Below are 15,958 nucleotides of genomic sequence, written 5' to 3' on the forward strand. Positions count from 1 at the left end.
CTTGGTTCGGGTTTCACACCTATGAACCATTGCCGCCACTGCCGTCGCTAGCCGATCCGGACGCGTTCGTGGGAGGCGGAAATGTTCATGGCCTCACGATACTTCGCCACGGTGCGGCGCGCTACAGGGACGCCGGCACTTTTCAGCAGGTCGGCCAGCTTGGCGTCAGAAAGCGGCTTGCGCGGATTCTCCGCATCGATCAGCCGCCGGATCATCGCCTGGATCGCGGTGCTGGAGGCCTCGCCGCCGCTGTCGGTGTCGATGCCCGAGGCGAAGAAGGCGCGCAGCGGGATGGTGCCGCGCGGGGTGCGCACGTACTTGCGGGCGATGGCGCGCGAGATGGTGCTTTCGTGAAGGCCAAGTTCGCCGGCGATCTCGCGCAGGGTCAGCGGCCGCAGCGCCTGTTCGCCGAACTCCAGGAAGCCGGCCTGCTGCTTGAGCAGGCAGCGGGTCACCTTGAGCAGGGTCTCGCCGCGCGCCTCCAGGCTCTTCAGCAGCCAGCGCGCTTCCTGCAACTGGCCGCGCAGGTAGCCGGCGTCGCTTTCGCCGCATTGGCGGATCAGCCGTTCGTAGCCGCGGTGGATGGTGACCTTGGGCTGGGCGTGCGCCGACAGCGCCGCATGCCAGACCCCGCGCTGGCGCCAGACCACGCAGTCCGGCACCACGTAGGTATCGCTGCCGAGCTCGCCGATCTGCTTGCCCGGGCGCGGGTCCAGCGAGCGCAGCAGCGCGACCGCGGTGTCGACCTCGGCCGCCGGACGCTTGAGTTCGTGGGCCAGCCCGGCCACGCCGCTGCGCGGCAGCCGCTCCAGCGGGCCGTTGGCGATGGTGCGCGCCAGCGCCAACCCGGGCGTGTCCTCGGGCAGCGTGTCCAGTTGCAGGGTCAGGCACTCGCCCAGGGTGCGCGCGGCGATGCCGGCCGGATCGAAGCGCTGGATCTGGTGCAGCACGGTGCCGATCTCGTCTTCGTCGGCGAGGATGTCCGGGCGCAGGGTCTCGGCGATCGCGGCCAGCGGCTCGCGCAGGTAGCCGTCGTCGTCGAGCGCGTCGATCAGCGCCGCGCCGATGCTGCGGTCGCGCGGGGACAGCGGCGACAGGTGCAACTGCCACAGCAGGTGGTCGATCAGGGTGTCCGGCTCGGCCACGCGTTCGGCCGCGCTGCCCAGGTCGTCGTCGTCGAACGAACCGCCGCTGCCGCCGCTCCAGGCCGGTTCGGCTTCGTTCCAGTCGGCGCCGTCGCTGGAAGGCGCGACATCGCCGCGGTCGCCATCGTCGCCGCTGCGCGCCTCGCTCGGCGCGTGGTCGTGATCATGGCCGTGGTCGGCACCATCGCCGCGTTCGAACGCCGGTGCGGCGTCCTCGGACCATTCCAGCAGCGGGTTGCTCTCCACCGCCTCGGCGATTTCCACTTCCAGCTCGGCGCTGGACATCTGCAACAGCTTGATCGCCTGACGCAACTGCGGCGTCATGACCAGGTGCTGTCCCAGCGATGTCTGCAGCCGTGCTTTCATGCCTGTCCCGAGCGCGGAAGGAGCGTAGCCGGCGCGCGCGGTCAGAGCCTGAAGGTTTCCCCGAGGTAGACGCGGCGCACGTCGCTGTTGGCCAGCAGTGCTTCCGGCGCCCCCTGCGCCAACACACTGCCCTCGTTGAGGATATACGCCCGGTCGCAGATTCCCAAGGTTTCGCGCACGTTGTGGTCGGTGATCAACACGCCGATGCCGCGCTGCTTGAGGTGGGTGACGATGCGCTGGATTTCGCCGACCGAGATCGGGTCGACGCCGGCGAAGGGTTCGTCGAGCAGCATCAGCCGCGGCTTGGCGGCCAGCGCGCGGGCGATCTCGCAACGGCGACGCTCGCCGCCGGAGAGGCTGGCGCCGAGCTGGTCGGCGACGTGGCTGATCTGCAGTTCGTCCAGCAGCGCCACCAGTTCGCGTTCCTGGCCGGCGGCGTCCAGATCCTCGCGCAGTTCCAGCACCAGGCGGATGTTGTCGGCGACGCTGAGCTTGCGGAACACCGACGGTTCCTGCGGCAGGTAGCCGACGCCGAGCTTGGCGCGCTTGTACATCGGCAGCGCGGTGATGTCGTTGCCGTCGAGCACGATGCGCCCGGCATCGGCGTCGACCAGGCCGACGATCATGTAGAAGCAGGTGGTCTTGCCGGCGCCGTTGGGGCCGAGCAGGCCGACCACTTCGCCGGCTTCCAGGGTCAGCGCAAAGTCGCGCACCACTTCGCGCTGCTTGTAGCGCTTGCGCAGGCCTTCGGCGAGCAGCATCACTTGCCTCCTTGCTTGGCCGGCTTGGCGGGCGTCGCGGCCGGCTTGGCGGCGGGCTTGGCGTTGTTCGCGGGCGCGGCGGCCGGCGCTGCGGCGGCATTCTTCGGCTGGATGACGGTGTGCACGCGCGTGCCGTCGCCACCGCCCTGCATGTCGCCGGTCTTGGTGTTGTAGACCATGCGCTGGCCGGCGTTGGTGCCCTTGGGCGAGGTCATGCGGTAATTGCCGGTGAGGATCACCGTGTCGGTGGGCACCTTGTAGTCGATGTTGTCCGCGACCGCGTCCATCGGCGAGCCGTCGTCCAGTTCCTGCTTCAAGGTGGCCTGCTTGCCGGTCAGCACGACGCGATCGATGTCGCCGTTCTTCTTGAACAGGTCGGCGGTGTCGGCATGGATTTCGAGCGTGCCCTGGATGATGACGACATTGCCCGTGTAACGGATCTTGCCGTCGTCGTCGAGCATGTTGCCGCTCTGGCTGGCGGAAGTGATATCCATCGGCTGGTTGCGATCGGACGACTTGGCCATCGCCAGTGCGGGCAGCAGCAGGGCGAGCAGTGCGAGCTTAGCGGGCAGCGTTCGGTTCATAGCGTGTCTTGACCTGTGAAAGGAGCTTGTACTGCCGGGATTTCAAGTCGACCTGGAAGCCGACGCCGGTCTGCATCATACCGGGCCGGGTCATCGTGACCGGGTCGGCGGTGCGCGCGCTGTTGGTCTGCGGGAACACGTCCAGGCTCTGGGTACGGAAGGTGGTGGGCGGGATGCTGGGCACCTTGGGGCTGTCGCCGGCGACGTCGTCGCGCAGGCGCAGTTCGTCGCCATTGGCGCTGACCCAGCCGGTCTTGCTGCGCATTTCCCAGTGCTGGCCGTTGGCGTCGGGCAGCAGGAACAGCGGGGTCACGATCGACAGGGTCTGGTCGGCGCGGCTGCGTTGCATCTGCGGCGCGCGCAGGGTCATCGCTTCCTTGCCCTGCTTGTCCAGGCTGACGATCTCGAAGTCGCGGGCGATGTAGTCCACGCTGGCTTCGTCGGACGGATTGCGGGTGGGCTTGCTGCGCTGGTTCCAGGCCGACCAGCCGCTGATCAGCGCGCCGACCAGCAGCAGGCCGCCGAGGGTGGTGCGCCAGTTCATGCGCCATGCTCCTGCAGCAGCGAGGGGACGTGGCCCTGGGCGGCCAGCAGCACGTCGCACAGTTCGCGCGCCGCGCCTTCGCCGCCGCGGGCGCGGGTGGTCCAGTGCACGTGTTCGGCGGTCCAGGGGTGGGCGTTGGCCGGAGCCACCGCCAGGCCGACCACGCGCAGCGGCGCCAGGTCGGGCAGGTCGTCGCCCATGAAGCAGACCTGCTCCAGGCCGATGCCGCGCGCGTCGCACAGCGCCTGCACGCCGGCGCGCTTGTCCTTGACCCCGATCTGCACCAGCAGGCCCAGCTCCTGGCCGCGCTTCTCCGCGGCCAGGCTGGGGCGCGCGGTGATCAGCGCCACGTCGATGCCGTGCCGGCGCAGCTGCACCAGGCCCTGGCCGTCGAGCACGTTGAAGGCCTTGCTCTCGTTGCCGTCGCGGTCGTAGTACAGGCGGCCGTCGGTCAGCGTGCCGTCGACGTCGAAGCACGCCAGGCGGATCCGGGCGGCGCGGTCGATCAGGTCGGCGGGGAGGTCGGCCAGCGGGGAATAGGGCATGGTTCGGATATCGGGGCGGGGAGGCCGGCTTTCCAGCGGCCAGGGCCCGCGGCGTGGGGGCGCCGGTGGGCAGTGAACGGGTTCAGCCTGTTAAACCACTCTGGCGCGCAACAGGTCGTGAATGTTGAGCGCGCCGACCGCGCGGCCGGCGGCGTCGACCACGATCAGGCCGTTGATCTGGTGGGTTTCCATCAGCCGCGCGGCCTCGGCGGCGAGCTGGTCGGCGCCGATGGTGCGCGGCTGCCGGGTCATCACCTCGGCGATACGGGTCTGGCGCACGTCCAGCGCGCTGTCCAGGGCGCGGCGCAGGTCGCCGTCGGTGAACAGCCCGAGCAGGCGGTCGTCGGCGTCCACCACCGCGGTCATGCCCAGGCGCTTGCGGCTCATCTCCACCAGCGCTTCGCTGAGGCTGGCGTCCTCGCGCACCTTGGGCAGTTCGTCGCCGCCGTGCATGACGTCGGTGATGTGCAGCAGCAGGCGGCGGCCGAGGCTGCCGGCCGGGTGCGAGCGGGCGAAGTCGTCGGCGGTGAAGCCGCGCGCGTCCAGCAGCGCCACCGCCAGCGCGTCGCCCAGCGCCAGCGAGGCGGTGGTGCTGGAGGTCGGCGCCAGGTCCAGCGGGCAGGCCTCGGCCGGCACGCTGACGTCCAGGTGCAGGTCGGCCTCGCGCGCCAGCGTGGACTGCGCGCGGCCGGTCATCGCGATCACCGCATTGCCCTGGCGCTTGAGCACCGGCAGCAGCATCAGGATCTCGTCGGACTCGCCGGAGTAGGACAGCGCCAGCACCACGTCGGCGTCGGTGATCATGCCCAGGTCGCCGTGCCCGGCCTCGCCCGGATGCACGAAGAACGCCGGCGTGCCGGTGGAGGCGAGGGTGGCGGCGATCTTGCGCGCCACGTGGCCGGACTTGCCCATGCCGGTGGCGACCACGCGCCCGCGCGAACCCAGGATCAACCGGCAGGCGGCGGCGAAGTCGGCGCCGATGCGGGCGCCCACCGCCGCCAGCGCGGCCTGCTCGATCTCGACCACGCGGCGGCCGCTAGCGACCAGGCCGGCGTCGTCGGGCGCAGCGGGAGACAGGGGCGATACATCCATGCGGGTGCCGGTCGGAGGGTAGAATGGCCGATCATTTTATTAGGAAAGCCCGGTGGACGCCGAAACCATCCGTAAACTCATCGAGGCCGGCCTGCCTGGCGCGCGCGTGCAGGTGCAGGGCGACGACGGCGTGCACTTCGAGGCCACCGTGGTCAGCGACGCCTTCGCCGGCAAGCTGCCGCTGGCGCGCCACCGCATGGTCTACGCCACCCTGGGCGAGCTGATGGGCGGCGCCATCCACGCGCTGGCGCTGACCACCCTGACCCCCGAGCAGGCCGAGCGCGCGGCCGGTTGAGCCGCTGCGCGTCCGTTTCCCCCTTTTCCCTTCCCCCACGAGACCCATGGCCAAAATCGTAGTGACCGGCGGCAGCGCGCTGCACGGTGAAGTGAACATTTCCGGCGCCAAGAACGCCGTGCTGCCGATCCTCTGCGCGACCCTGCTGGCCGATGCGCCGGTGGAGATCACCAACGTGCCGCAATTGCACGACGTGATCACCACGGTGAAGCTGCTCGGCGAGCTGGGCGCGGAAGTCACCATCGACGAGGGCACGCTGTCGCGCGGCAGCGCAATCACCGTCGACCCGCGCAAGGTCCACCAGCACGTTGCCCCATACGAGCTGGTGCGCACCATGCGCGCCTCGATCCTGGTGCTGGGCCCGCTGCTGGCCAAGTTCGGCGCGGCCGAAGTGTCGCTGCCGGGCGGCTGCGCGATCGGCTCGCGGCCGGTCGACCAGCACATCAAGGGCCTGCAGGCGCTGGGCGCGGAGATCAGCGTCGAGAACGGCTACATCAAGGCCAGCAGCAATGGCCGGCTCAAGGGCGGCCGCTACGTGTTCGACATGGTCAGCGTCACCGGCACCGAGAACGTGCTGATGGCCGCGACCCTGGCCGAAGGCACCACCGTGCTGGAGAACGCGGCGATGGAGCCGGAGGTCAGCGACCTGGCCGACTGCCTGATCGCGCTGGGCGCGAAGATCGAAGGCGCGGGCACTTCGCGCATCGTCGTGCACGGCGTGGAGCGCCTGTCCGGCGGCCGTCACGCGGTGCTGCCGGACCGCATCGAGACCGGCACCTTCCTGGTCGCCGCGGCGATGACCGGCGGCAGCGTCACCGTGCGCCGCGCGCGCGCCGACACCCTCGATGCGGTGCTGGACAAGCTCACCGAGGCCGGCGCCAGCATCGAGACCGGCGAGGACTGGATCCGCCTGGACATGCACGGCAAGCGCCCGCGCGCGGTCAGCCTGACCACCGCGCCGTATCCGGCGTTCCCCACCGACATGCAGGCGCAGTTCATGGCGCTCAACTGCGTGGCCGACGGCGTCGGCGTGATCAACGAAACGATCTTCGAGAACCGTTTCATGCACGTCAACGAACTGCTGCGCCTGGGCGCGGACATCCAGATCGAAGGGCATACCGCGATCGTGCGCGGCAGCGAGCGGCTCAGCGGCGCGCCGGTGATGGCTACCGACCTGCGCGCCTCGGCCTCGCTGATCCTGGCCGGCCTGGTCGCCGACGGCGACACCACCATCGACCGCATCTACCACCTGGACCGGGGGTACGAGAACATCGAGGAGAAGCTGGGGGCGCTGGGCGCGTCCATCCGGCGCGTCGCATGATCCTCAGTGGCCGCTTCAGCCGCCGGCGCAAGATGTTGCTGGCGATCGTGGTGGTGCTGCTGGCCTGGGTCGGCTATGCCTGGTACACCGGCATCGCCATCACCCAGGGCATCGAGGAGCGCGACATGGACTGGAACGGCGACGGCCAGGTCACCCGCGACGAGATCTGGCAGTCGTTCTACGCGGTCGGCGTCAGCCGCACCCAGAACGGCCCGCGTGAGTGCAGCACGTTCTACTGGCGCAGCACGGGTGCGCAGATCCGCGTGGATTGCCGCACCACCTTCAAGGCTGCGCCGGCGGAGAAGAAGTAAGGGCCAGGGGCAGGGCGCCGCCTAAGTGGCGCCCGCGTAGGGAGTGCGGTAGAGAGAGGCAAGGCCTGTCGTCACGCTCCATGTGCCGTGGATAGGAGTCGACGCGCGCCGTTTGGGGTCTGCTGCAACTCGCCAGCTGGTTTGCGCAAGACGATGCGCATCCGCGCGTCGGGGCTGAAGCCCCTCCCACATGGGAAGCACCACGGGCAGGGAATTGCTGTTGCGATTCCCCAATCCCGAATCCCGAATTCCGGCTCGCCGCGTCGCGGCTGAAGCCGCTCCTCATGGGAAAAACCCGGGCGGGGAGCCGCTGTTGCGATTCCCCAATCCGGATTCCCCAATGCCGGCCCTCACACGGGAACGATCGCGGGCGGGGAGCTGCTTTCACGATTCCCCAATCCCCATTCCCCAATCCCGGCTCTTCAGCGCAACGCCTTGATGGTCAGGTCCAGCGCGTCCTGGCCGTTCTCGCGCTGCAGGATGCGCACCGGCACCGGCATGTCCGGCACGATCCAGGCGACGATTTCCTTGGAGCCATCGGTGCGGCTGACCTTGGTGGCCTGCTCGGTCTTGCCGTTGACGGTGACCGCTTCCTTGCCGGCGACGCGGTAGGTCATCGGCTTGGCGCGGCCCTCGTCGACCATGCGGTAGCTCGGGGTCTTGCCGGCATTGACGTCGCGCGCGATCGCCAGATTGATCAGCAGCGCGTCCATGTCGCCCGGCTGCAGCTTCACCGGGCCGCGGCGGTCGGCCTTGAGGTCGCCGCCCCAGGTCGCCTGGCCGGTGCTCCAGTCGTAGTTGGCGGTCACCGCCTTCTTCTTGATCAGGAACACCGAGCGGTCGTCGCTGCTGAGCGGACGCAGCTGCCCGCCCTTTTCCTCGAACACGGTGCTCTGGCTGAGGTCGGCGACCTGGTTCTTGATCGCCAGGCTGTAGCGCCAGCGGTTGCCGCCTTCCTTGGCCAGGGTCATGACGCCGTTGGCCTGCATGCCCATGTAGCTGGCCTGGTAGTCCGCGGTGAACGGCTCCAGGGCCAGGGCGGGCAGGCTGGCCGTGGCCAGCAGGGCGGCGGCGAGGGCGGTCAGCGGGCGGGCGATGCGGGTCATGGTCAGGCTCCTTGGTATTCGGTCAGGCGCAGGTCGATGCGGTCTTCGCCGTCTTCGCGCTGCAGGATGCGCACCGGCGTTGGCACGCCGTTGGCGATCCACAGGATGGTCTCATTGCGGCCGCCATTGGTGCGCGACACCCGCAGTGCGTCGTAGCTGATGTCGCCGACCTGCACGGTTTCGGTCTGGTCGGCGGCGCGGTACACATGTTCGCGCACCCGGCCGACGTCGACGAAGCGGTAGGTCATGGTCTTGCCCGGCTGCGCATCGCGCATCAGCGACAGGTTGAGCAGCAGCGCGCTCTGGTCGCCGGGCTGCAGCGGGATCGGCGCCTGCCGGTCCTTCTTCAGGTCGCCGTCCCAGCGCGCCACGCCCTGTTTCCAGTCGTACACGCCGGTGACCTTCTTGCCGAAGAACACCGCCTTCTTGACCGTGCTCTGGCTCTGCGGCACATAGCGGCCGTCCTGCACGGTGAACACCGTGCTCTGCTCGATGTTCAGGCCGAGGATGCTGGCGAAGCCGCTGCGGCCGTGCACGCCCAGGTCGACCCGCCACTGGTCGCCGCCGGTGTGCACCACGTCCATGCGCGCGTCGCCGGCCGGCTTGCCCTTGTACAGGGCGTCGTAGGTGGCCACGAACGGCTGCAGCGGCGGCGGCGTCCAGGCTTCGGCGGGCAGCGCCGGCGGCGCGACCGCGGCCGGCGCGGGTGTGCCGGTGGCGGGCGTTGTCGGGGCGGGCGCGGTCTGCGGCGCCGGCGGCGCGGTGGGCGCCGGTACGACCTGCGCACCGACGATGGGCGCCAGCAGGCCGAGGCCGGACGCGACGAGGAGGGCGAACGGACGCGGAGCGAGCTTCATGGGATCGGCTGGCGTGAGCGGGAGGGGAGGAGGGGAAGAGGCCGCGGACAGGTGCCGCAGCGCATTCAGGGAAGCAGCACGTCGTCGCAATCTAGGCGCAGCGGACTAAACCGGCACTGACCGTCCAGCCAGACCTTGCCGTCCCGTTCAGCCAGGCGGCCCGCCGCGGCCAGCCGCAGCACCGCGCACAGCAGCCGGTGTTCGCGCGGCAGCAGGCGCTGCGCCAGATCGTCCGGGCCGTCGCCGGCCTGCACCGGCACCCGTACCTGCGCGATCACCGCGCCGGCGTCCAGTTCCGGCACCACGAAATGCACGCTGGCCCCGTGCTCGGCGTCGCCGGCCGCCAGGGCCTGCGCATGCGTGTGCAGGCCGCGGTACTTGGGCAGCAGCGAGGGGTGGATGTTGAGCAGGCGCCCGCTGAAGCGCTGCACGATGCCGGCGCCGAGAATGCGCATGTAGCCGGCGCAGACCACCCAGTCCGGCCGCACCGCGGCGACGGCGTCGCCCAGCGCCTGGTCGAACGCGGCGCGGTCGGGGAAGGCCTTGGGTGGCGCCGCCCAGCGCCGGTCCGGTGCCACCATCGCCAGCGCCGGCGCCGCGGGGCGATCGCCGAACACGCCGACCACCTCGGCATCGAGGGTGCCGGCGGCGATCGCGGCGAGGATGGCCTGCAGGTTGGAGCCGCGGCCGGAGGCGAGCACAGCGAGACGGAGGGTCATCGGGCGGAAGTCCGGGGCTGGGCAATGGCGGACGGACGGTGCCGCGCCCGCAGAGGCCGCCGGCCCGACACCGTGTCGGACGGGAACGCCGCTGCCGGCCGCGCCGCGCCGAACCGGCACGCGGCACGCCAGGCGCGCTTGGCCGCCGCCACGCGGCTCAGCCGATGTGCACGCGTTCGCCGGCGTCCGCGGCGGCCACCACCGCGCCGATCTGCCAGTGCGCCAGGCCCAGGGCGTCCAGGCTGCGTTCCAGCGCGGCCGCCTGCTCGGGCGCGGCAACCAGCACGAAGCCGATGCCGCAGTTGAAGGTGCGCCACATCTCGCTGTCGGCCACCGCGCCTTCGCGCTGCAGCCAGTCGAACACCGGCGGCAGGGTCCAGGCGCTGGCGCGGATGTCCAGGCCCAGGCCGTCCGGGATCACCCGGATGATGTTCTCGGTCAGGCCGCCGCCGGTAATGTGCGCCATGGCGTGGATGCCCTCGCCCTGTTCGCGCAGCAGCGACAGGATCGGCTTGACGTACAGTGCGGTCGGCGCCATCAGCGCGTCGGCCAGGGCCACGCCGCCGACCTGCAGCTCGGCCGGGCGCCCGGCGCGGTCGTAGATGCGGCGGATCAGCGAGTAGCCGTTGGAATGCGGGCCGGAGGAGGCGATGCCGATTAGCACGTCGCCCTGGCGCACCCGGGCGCCGTCGAGCAGCTGCGACTTCTCCACCGCGCCGACGGTGAAGCCGGCCAGGTCGTATTCGCCCGGCGGGTACATGTCGGGCATTTCCGCGGTCTCGCCGCCGATCAGCGCGCAGCCGGCCAGTTCGCAGCCGCGGGCGATGCCGCCGACCACCGCCACGGTGGTCTCCACGTCGAGCTTGCCGGTGGCGAAGTAGTCCAGGAAGAACAGCGGCTCGGCGCCCTGCACCAGCACGTCGTTGACGCACATGCCGACCAGGTCGATGCCGATCGTGTCGTGGCGGCCGAGCTGCTGCGCCAGCTTCAGCTTGGTGCCGACGCCGTCGGTGCCGGACACCAGCACCGGCTCGCGGTACTTGCCGGACAGGTCGAACAGCGCGCCGAAGCCGCCCAGCCCGCCCATCACCTCGGGGCGGAAACTGCGCTTGACCAGGGGCTTGATGCGTTCGACGACGGCGTTGCCGGCATCGATGTCGACGCCGGCGTCGCGGTAGGTCAACGGGGCGGCGGCGGGGGGCTGGGAAGTGGTCACGGGCGGCGGGGTCGGCGGAAAGGCGGCGATTTTAACAGGCCGCATTGGCGCTAGGCCCGCATTCGGGCAACAATTCGCCCCGGATACGCCGAGTATTGGACTCTTCATGCGCCGCAGCCTTGCCTTCCTCCTGTCTTTCGCACTGTGCCTGCCCGCCGCGACCGCCCTGGCCCAGGCCGAGTTGCGCACCGAGGGCGACGTGGCCGGCGCTACCGGTCCCTACGACGCCGAGGTGCCGGTCAACAGCCAGAGCGAGGCCGACCGCAACGGCGCCCTGGCCCGCGCGCTCGGCGTGGTACTGGGCAAGATCTCCGGCGACAAGGGGGTGATGTCGCGGCCCGGGGTGACCCAGGCGCTGCGCAACGCCAAGAACCTGGTCGATACCTTCGACTACCGCCAGGACCAGGGCACCTCGCCGAGCGGCGCGCCGACCTTCCGCACCATCCTGGTGGCGCGCTTCCGCCCGCAGGACGTGGACGGGCTGGCCGCGGCGCTGGGCCTGCCGGTGTGGCCGCAGCCGCGGCCCAAGCCGGTGGTGTGGCTGGCCATCGACGACGGCAGCGGCCCGCGCCTGGTCGGCGTGCAACAGTCCAACGCCGCGCGCAGCCTGCTCGACCGCGCGATCGAGCGCGGCTTCCGCCTCGGCCTGCCCACCGGCAACGCCGCCGAGCAGGCCCTGGCCGGCGCGATCTGGCGCCAGGACACCGCGGCGGTGGCCAGCGCCTCGTCGCGCTACAGCCCGCCGATGCAGCTGATCGGCAAGCTGTACCGCGGCAAGGCCGGCGGCTGGACCGCCGACTGGACCTTCGTGGACGGCGGCAAGGTGCTGTCGACCTGGTCGGCCAGCGACGCCGACGCGCGCCGCGCCATGGCCAGCGGCGCCGACGGTGCCGCCGACGCCCTGGTCAAGCGCTACGCCAAGGCGGTCAGCGCCGGCCCGGCCGGGATCTACCGGGTGGTGATCACCGGCATCCGCAACGCCGACGACTACCTGCGCGCGTCCGCCGCGCTGCAGAACGCCTCGGTGGTGCGGCGCATCGTGCCGATCCGCGCCGACGGCGATCGCCTGGAGCTGGACCTGGACCTGCTCAGCGGCGTGTCCGGGCTGAACCGCATGCTCGGCCCGGACGCCGCGCTGCAGCCGGTGGTGGCGCCGGTCGAGGGTCCGGTGATCCTCACCAGCGAACCCACGGAGTACCGCCTGAAATGACCTTGTCGCCCGAAGCCGAGATCGCGCTGTTCCTGCGCCGCCTGAAATGGACGGCGGTGATCTTCGGCGTGCTGTGGGTGGTATGGCTGCTGGCGCCGATCCTGACCCCGTTCGTGCTGGCGCTGCTGCTCGGCTGGCTCGGCGACCCGCTGGTGGACCGGCTGGAACGCGCCGGGCGCTCGCGCAACATGGCGGTGACCCTGGTGTTCGTGCTGATGGTGCTGCTGCTGGTGCTGGCACTGGTGATCCTGGTGCCGATGCTGGAACGGCAGATCGTCACCTTCATCGACGTGCTGCCGCAGGCGCGCGACTGGTTCATCGGCACCGCGATCCCCTGGGCCGAGCACAAGACCGGGCTGGAACTGATGGGCTGGCTGGACCCGGAGCGGCTGATCGACTGGATCCGCGGGCACTGGCAGCAGGCCGGCGGCGTCGCCGCGACCTTCTTCGGCTACCTGTCGCGCTCGGGGTTCGCGATGGTGACCTGGGTGGTCAACCTGGTGCTGCTGCCGATCCTGACCTTCTACTTCCTGCGCGACTGGGACCTGCTGGTCGCGCGCGTGGCGATCACCATCCCGCGCAACCACGTCGGCACGATCACCCGCCTGGCGCAGCAGTCCAACGAGGTGCTGGGCGCGTTCATCCGCGGCCAGTTCCTGGTGATGCTGGCGCTGGGGGTGATCTACGCCGGCGGCCTGACCCTGGTCGGGCTCAAGCTCGGCCTGTTGATCGGCATCGTCGCCGGCCTGATCAGCTTCATCCCCTACCTGGGCGCGACCACCGGCATCCTGCTGGCGGTGCTGGCCGCGCTGGTGCAGGCCAAGGGCCTGGACCTGCAATTGCTGATCCTGGTCGGCGTGGTGTTCACCGTCGGCCAGTTGCTGGAGAGCTACGTGCTGACCCCGCGCATCGTCGGCGACAAGATCGGCCTGCACCCGGTGGCGGTGATCTTCGCGGTGATGGCCGGCGGCCAGCTGTTCGGCTTCCTCGGCATGCTGCTGGCGCTGCCGGTGGCGGCGGTGGCCAACGTGCTGTTGCACTACCTGCACGAGCAGTACCGGCAGAGCGATCTGTATGCGGGCGAGAAGTCGGCGATCCTGCTGGACACCGTCACCGAGCGCACCACCATCATCGAACTGCCGCCGCGCAGCCCCGAGCAGCCGTGAGCGTGCCGCAACTGCCGCTGGCCCTGCGCTATCCGCCGGAACAGCGCCTGGACCGCTACCTGGGCGCGCCGGCCGGGCTGCTGGCGCAGTTGCAGGCGGTCGCCGACGGCGCCGCCGACGACTGGGTGTATCTGTCCGGCCCCGCCGGCACCGGCAAGACCCACCTGGCCCTGGCGCTGTGCGCGGCGGCCGAACAGGCCGGGCGCAGCGCCGCCTACCTGCCGCTGCAGGCCGCCGCCGGGCGCCTGCGCGACGCGCTGGAAGCATTGGAAGGACGCGACCTGGTCGCGCTCGACGGGCTGGAAGCGATCGCCGGGCAGCGCGAGGACGAGGTGGCGCTGTTCGATTTCCACAACCGCGCGCGCAGCGCCGGGGTGACCCTCCTGTACACCGCCCAGGCGATGCCCGACGGCCTGGCGCTCAGCCTGCCGGACCTGCGCTCGCGGCTGGCGCAGTGCACCCGCATCGCCCTGGCGCCGCTGGACGACGCCGGCCGCGCCGCGGTGCTGCGCGAGCGCGCCCAGCGCCGCGGCCTGGTGCTGGAAGACGCGGCGATCGACTGGCTGCTGACCCATGCCGGCCGCGACCTGGCCGGCCTGATCGGCCTGCTGGAACGCCTGGACCGCGAATCGCTGGCGGCGCAGCGACGGGTGACGGTGCCGTTTTTGCGTAGGGTGCTGGAGGGGCTGGGAATCGGGAGTGGGGAATTGGGAGTGGGGAAAAGCTGAGTTCCCGCGAGCTTCGGCAGCCTCAATCCCGGCATGCGTCGTCGCCCACCACAGATCGCAGGTTCAAATCCTGCCCCCGCTACCATCGTTGTCCGCAGCGGCAAGCAGTGCATCGATTGCAAGCTGCTTTTTACTCTTCCAGCTTCTGGGTACTGCTTCAGCTCTCGCGACTCAGCTTTTCCCCATTCCCGACTCCCGATTCCCCATTCCCAGCTCCAATTCCGCCAACCGCTGCGGCGTCCCCACATCCGTCCAGCGCCCACGATGCCGCAGGCCATGGAGTTGGCCCTGCTCGGCCTGCGCGCGCAGCAGCGGCACCACCGAGAAGCGCGGCGGCGTGCCGGGCGCGGTGGGCGCCGGGGCGGCGATGGTCTGCCAGTCGCGCAGCAGGGCGGGGCGGTACATGCCGATGCCGGCATAGGTCAGCAGCGGTGCGCCGGTGTTGTGCACGCGCCCGTCGTCCTGCAGGGCGAAATCGCCATGTGCGGCATAGGCCGGCGGGTCCACCAGGACCAGTTGCGCCAGGCCGGGCGGCTCGGGCGCCAGCCGGGCGAAATCGAAGTCGGTCCAGATGTCGCCGTTGACCAGCAGGAACGGCGCCTCGCCGAGCAGCGGCAGCGCGTGCAGCATGCCGCCGCCGGTTTCCAGCGGCGTGGCGCCTTCGTAGGAATAGGCGATGCGCAGCCCGAACGCGCCGCCGTCGCCGAGCGTCTGCGGGAACTGCTCGGCCAGCCAGGAGGTGTTGATCACCACCTCGCGCACACCCAGCGCGGCGAGCTTGCGCAGATGCCAGACGATCAGCGGCGTGCCGCCCACCGTCAGCAGCGGCTTGGGCGTGTGCGTGGTCAGCGGCCGCATGCGCTCGCCGAGGCCGGCGGCGAAGATCAGCGCCTTCATGCGCCGGCCGCCGCGCGCTGCGCCAGGGCCGGCTTGATCCGCGTCTGCAGCAACTGCGCCAGCGGCTGCAGGCTGGGGTGCCGCGGCAGCGCCTCGTCGAGGTAGGCGATGAAGCGCGGCACGTTGTCCAGGTACCAGCCCTTGCCGTCGCGGTAGTTGAGCCGCGCGAAGATACCCAGGTTCTTCAGGTGGCGCTGGATGCCCATCCACTCGGCATCGCGGAGGAACTGCGCCAGCGGCGGCACCGGGATCCCGGCCTGCAGCGCGCGTGCGTGGTAGCTGGCCAGCCACGCATCCACCTGCGCCAGTGGCCAGCTCACCGTGGTGTCCTTGAACAGGCTCACCGGGTCGTAGGCCACCGGCCCGACCACGCAGTCCTGGAAATCCAGCACCGCCGGGCCGTCGGCCGCCGGCATCAGGTTGCGCGGCATGAAATCGCGATGCACCAGCACCTGCGGTTGCGCCAGCGCGTTGTCCATGAGCTGGCGCTGCGCCCCATGCAGGGCCGCGCGTTCGTCGTCATCCAGGCGGATCCCCAGGTGGCGTTGCAGGAACCAGTCCTCGAACAGCCCGGCATCGCGTTGCAGTAGCGCCTCGCCGAACACGCCCATGCCCGGCGGCGGCGCGATCGCCTGCAGGCGCAGCAACTGGCCGAGCGCGGCCTCGAAGTGCGCGTCGGCCGTGGTCGTGTCCAGACTTTGCGCCAGGGTCGGTTGCCCCAGGTCTTCCAGCAGCAGGAAACCGGCGTCCACGTCCTGCGCCAGGATCGCCGGCACGCGCACGCCGCCGGCGCGCAGCAGGGCGTGCATGCGCAGCCACGGCCGCACGTCTTCCAGGTCCGGCGGCGAATCCATCACGATGCGGCTGGCGCCACCGCCGTGACTGCGCCAGTAGCTGCGCTGGCCGGCATCCACCGAGGCGCGCTCCAGCGTCGCCTGCGCATCGTCCAGGGTCGTGCGGGCCCAGGCCAGGCGGTGTGCGGCGCGCGCCGCAAGGACATCGGGAACGGAAGGACTGGCGCTCATCGGCAGGCTGCGGCGGAAACGAGCCGCACAGCGTAAACGTGCGCCGCCGCCGTGGCGAGCGGCGCGGCGC

General features: G+C 70.7%; 18 protein-coding genes. 6 read left to right on the forward strand and 12 right to left on the reverse strand.

The features are described 5' to 3' along the window. Positions 1-47 precede the first annotated feature (47 nt). The 6 genes from NKJ47_RS07795 to NKJ47_RS07820 form a co-directional block, all read right to left on the reverse strand. Positions 48-1,511, reverse strand: a complete 1,464-nt coding sequence (locus NKJ47_RS07795) for an RNA polymerase factor sigma-54 (RefSeq protein ID WP_254460912.1) — start codon at positions 1,509-1,511, stop codon at positions 48-50. A gap of 41 nt (positions 1,512-1,552) precedes the next feature. Then, the gene (gene lptB / locus NKJ47_RS07800; RefSeq protein WP_019799410.1) at positions 1,553-2,272 is read right to left on the reverse strand and encodes an LPS export ABC transporter ATP-binding protein; all 720 of its coding nucleotides are present in this window, start codon (positions 2,270-2,272) and stop codon (positions 1,553-1,555) included. Then, a complete protein-coding gene (lptA, locus tag NKJ47_RS07805) occupies positions 2,272-2,856 on the reverse strand; it encodes a lipopolysaccharide transport periplasmic protein LptA (protein ID WP_254460913.1) in 585 nt (194 codons plus the stop codon). Before lptA ends, lptB begins: the two co-directional genes overlap by 1 nt. Continuing rightward, entirely contained in the window at positions 2,834-3,400 is a 567-nt protein-coding gene (lptC, locus tag NKJ47_RS07810; RefSeq protein ID WP_254460914.1) for an LPS export ABC transporter periplasmic protein LptC, read from the reverse strand. Before lptC ends, lptA begins: the two co-directional genes overlap by 23 nt. Beyond that, positions 3,397-3,945, reverse strand: a complete 549-nt coding sequence (locus tag NKJ47_RS07815; RefSeq protein ID WP_254460915.1) for a KdsC family phosphatase — start codon at positions 3,943-3,945, stop codon at positions 3,397-3,399. Before NKJ47_RS07815 ends, lptC begins: the two co-directional genes overlap by 4 nt. Before the next feature lie 90 nt (positions 3,946-4,035). Beyond that, positions 4,036-5,037, reverse strand: coding sequence for a KpsF/GutQ family sugar-phosphate isomerase (locus tag NKJ47_RS07820; protein WP_254460916.1), 1,002 nt, complete (start codon positions 5,035-5,037; stop codon positions 4,036-4,038). A gap of 52 nt (positions 5,038-5,089) precedes the next feature. Here NKJ47_RS07820 and NKJ47_RS07825 point away from each other — a divergent pair, with 52 nt between their 5' ends. From NKJ47_RS07825 to NKJ47_RS07835, 3 genes are read left to right on the forward strand one after another with little or no spacing between them, the layout of a single operon-like run. Continuing rightward, entirely contained in the window at positions 5,090-5,332 is a 243-nt protein-coding gene (locus NKJ47_RS07825; RefSeq protein ID WP_254460917.1) for a BolA family protein, read from the forward strand. 46 nt (positions 5,333-5,378) lie between these two features. After that, positions 5,379-6,653: a UDP-N-acetylglucosamine 1-carboxyvinyltransferase gene (murA, locus tag NKJ47_RS07830; protein WP_254460918.1), complete on the forward strand. Its 1,275-nt coding sequence runs from the start codon at positions 5,379-5,381 to the stop codon at positions 6,651-6,653. Beyond that, complete coding sequence (locus NKJ47_RS07835; RefSeq protein WP_254460919.1) at positions 6,650-6,964, forward strand: EF-hand domain-containing protein; 315 nt, start codon at positions 6,650-6,652, stop codon at positions 6,962-6,964. Before murA ends, NKJ47_RS07835 begins: the two co-directional genes overlap by 4 nt. Positions 6,965-7,386: 422 nt before the next feature. Here NKJ47_RS07835 and NKJ47_RS07840 read toward each other — a convergent pair whose 3' ends face one another. The 4 genes from NKJ47_RS07840 to purM form a co-directional block, all read right to left on the reverse strand. Further along, positions 7,387-8,070 carry a DUF3108 domain-containing protein gene (locus tag NKJ47_RS07840; protein ID WP_254460920.1) on the reverse strand — a complete coding sequence of 228 codons (684 nt, stop codon included), beginning with the start codon at positions 8,068-8,070 and terminating at the stop codon, positions 7,387-7,389. A gap of 2 nt (positions 8,071-8,072) precedes the next feature. Beyond that, on the reverse strand, positions 8,073-8,927 hold the full coding sequence (locus NKJ47_RS07845; RefSeq protein WP_254460921.1) for a DUF3108 domain-containing protein: 855 nt from the start codon (positions 8,925-8,927) through the stop codon (positions 8,073-8,075). A 65-nt stretch (positions 8,928-8,992) separates the two neighbouring features. Then, positions 8,993-9,646: a phosphoribosylglycinamide formyltransferase gene (purN, locus tag NKJ47_RS07850; protein WP_254460922.1), complete on the reverse strand. Its 654-nt coding sequence runs from the start codon at positions 9,644-9,646 to the stop codon at positions 8,993-8,995. A gap of 157 nt (positions 9,647-9,803) precedes the next feature. After that, positions 9,804-10,862 carry a phosphoribosylformylglycinamidine cyclo-ligase gene (gene purM / locus NKJ47_RS07855; RefSeq protein WP_254460923.1) on the reverse strand — a complete coding sequence of 353 codons (1,059 nt, stop codon included), beginning with the start codon at positions 10,860-10,862 and terminating at the stop codon, positions 9,804-9,806. A gap of 106 nt (positions 10,863-10,968) precedes the next feature. Here purM and NKJ47_RS07860 point away from each other — a divergent pair, with 106 nt between their 5' ends. From NKJ47_RS07860 to hda, 3 genes are read left to right on the forward strand one after another with little or no spacing between them, the layout of a single operon-like run. Next, positions 10,969-12,072 (forward strand): DUF2066 domain-containing protein, encoded by a 1,104-nt coding sequence (locus NKJ47_RS07860; protein WP_429002501.1) that lies wholly within the window; start codon positions 10,969-10,971, stop codon positions 12,070-12,072. Beyond that, positions 12,069-13,238, forward strand: coding sequence for an AI-2E family transporter (locus NKJ47_RS07865; protein ID WP_254460924.1), 1,170 nt, complete (start codon positions 12,069-12,071; stop codon positions 13,236-13,238). Before NKJ47_RS07860 ends, NKJ47_RS07865 begins: the two co-directional genes overlap by 4 nt. Further along, positions 13,235-13,966 carry a DnaA regulatory inactivator Hda gene (gene hda, locus NKJ47_RS07870; protein WP_254460925.1) on the forward strand — a complete coding sequence of 244 codons (732 nt, stop codon included), beginning with the start codon at positions 13,235-13,237 and terminating at the stop codon, positions 13,964-13,966. The genes NKJ47_RS07865 and hda overlap by 4 nt, the downstream gene beginning before the upstream one ends. 171 nt (positions 13,967-14,137) lie before the next feature. Here the strand turns inward: hda and murU are convergent, their stop codons facing one another. Both murU and NKJ47_RS07880 read right to left on the reverse strand, forming a co-directional pair. Next, entirely contained in the window at positions 14,138-14,863 is a 726-nt protein-coding gene (gene murU, locus NKJ47_RS07875; RefSeq protein WP_254460926.1) for an N-acetylmuramate alpha-1-phosphate uridylyltransferase MurU, read from the reverse strand. Continuing rightward, complete coding sequence (locus NKJ47_RS07880; protein WP_254460927.1) at positions 14,860-15,888, reverse strand: aminoglycoside phosphotransferase family protein; 1,029 nt, start codon at positions 15,886-15,888, stop codon at positions 14,860-14,862. The genes murU and NKJ47_RS07880 overlap by 4 nt, the downstream gene beginning before the upstream one ends. Positions 15,889-15,958 lie beyond the last annotated feature (70 nt).

This window comes from Xanthomonas sacchari (assembly GCF_024266585.1).
Taxonomy (GTDB): domain Bacteria; phylum Pseudomonadota; class Gammaproteobacteria; order Xanthomonadales; family Xanthomonadaceae; genus Xanthomonas_A; species Xanthomonas_A sacchari_C.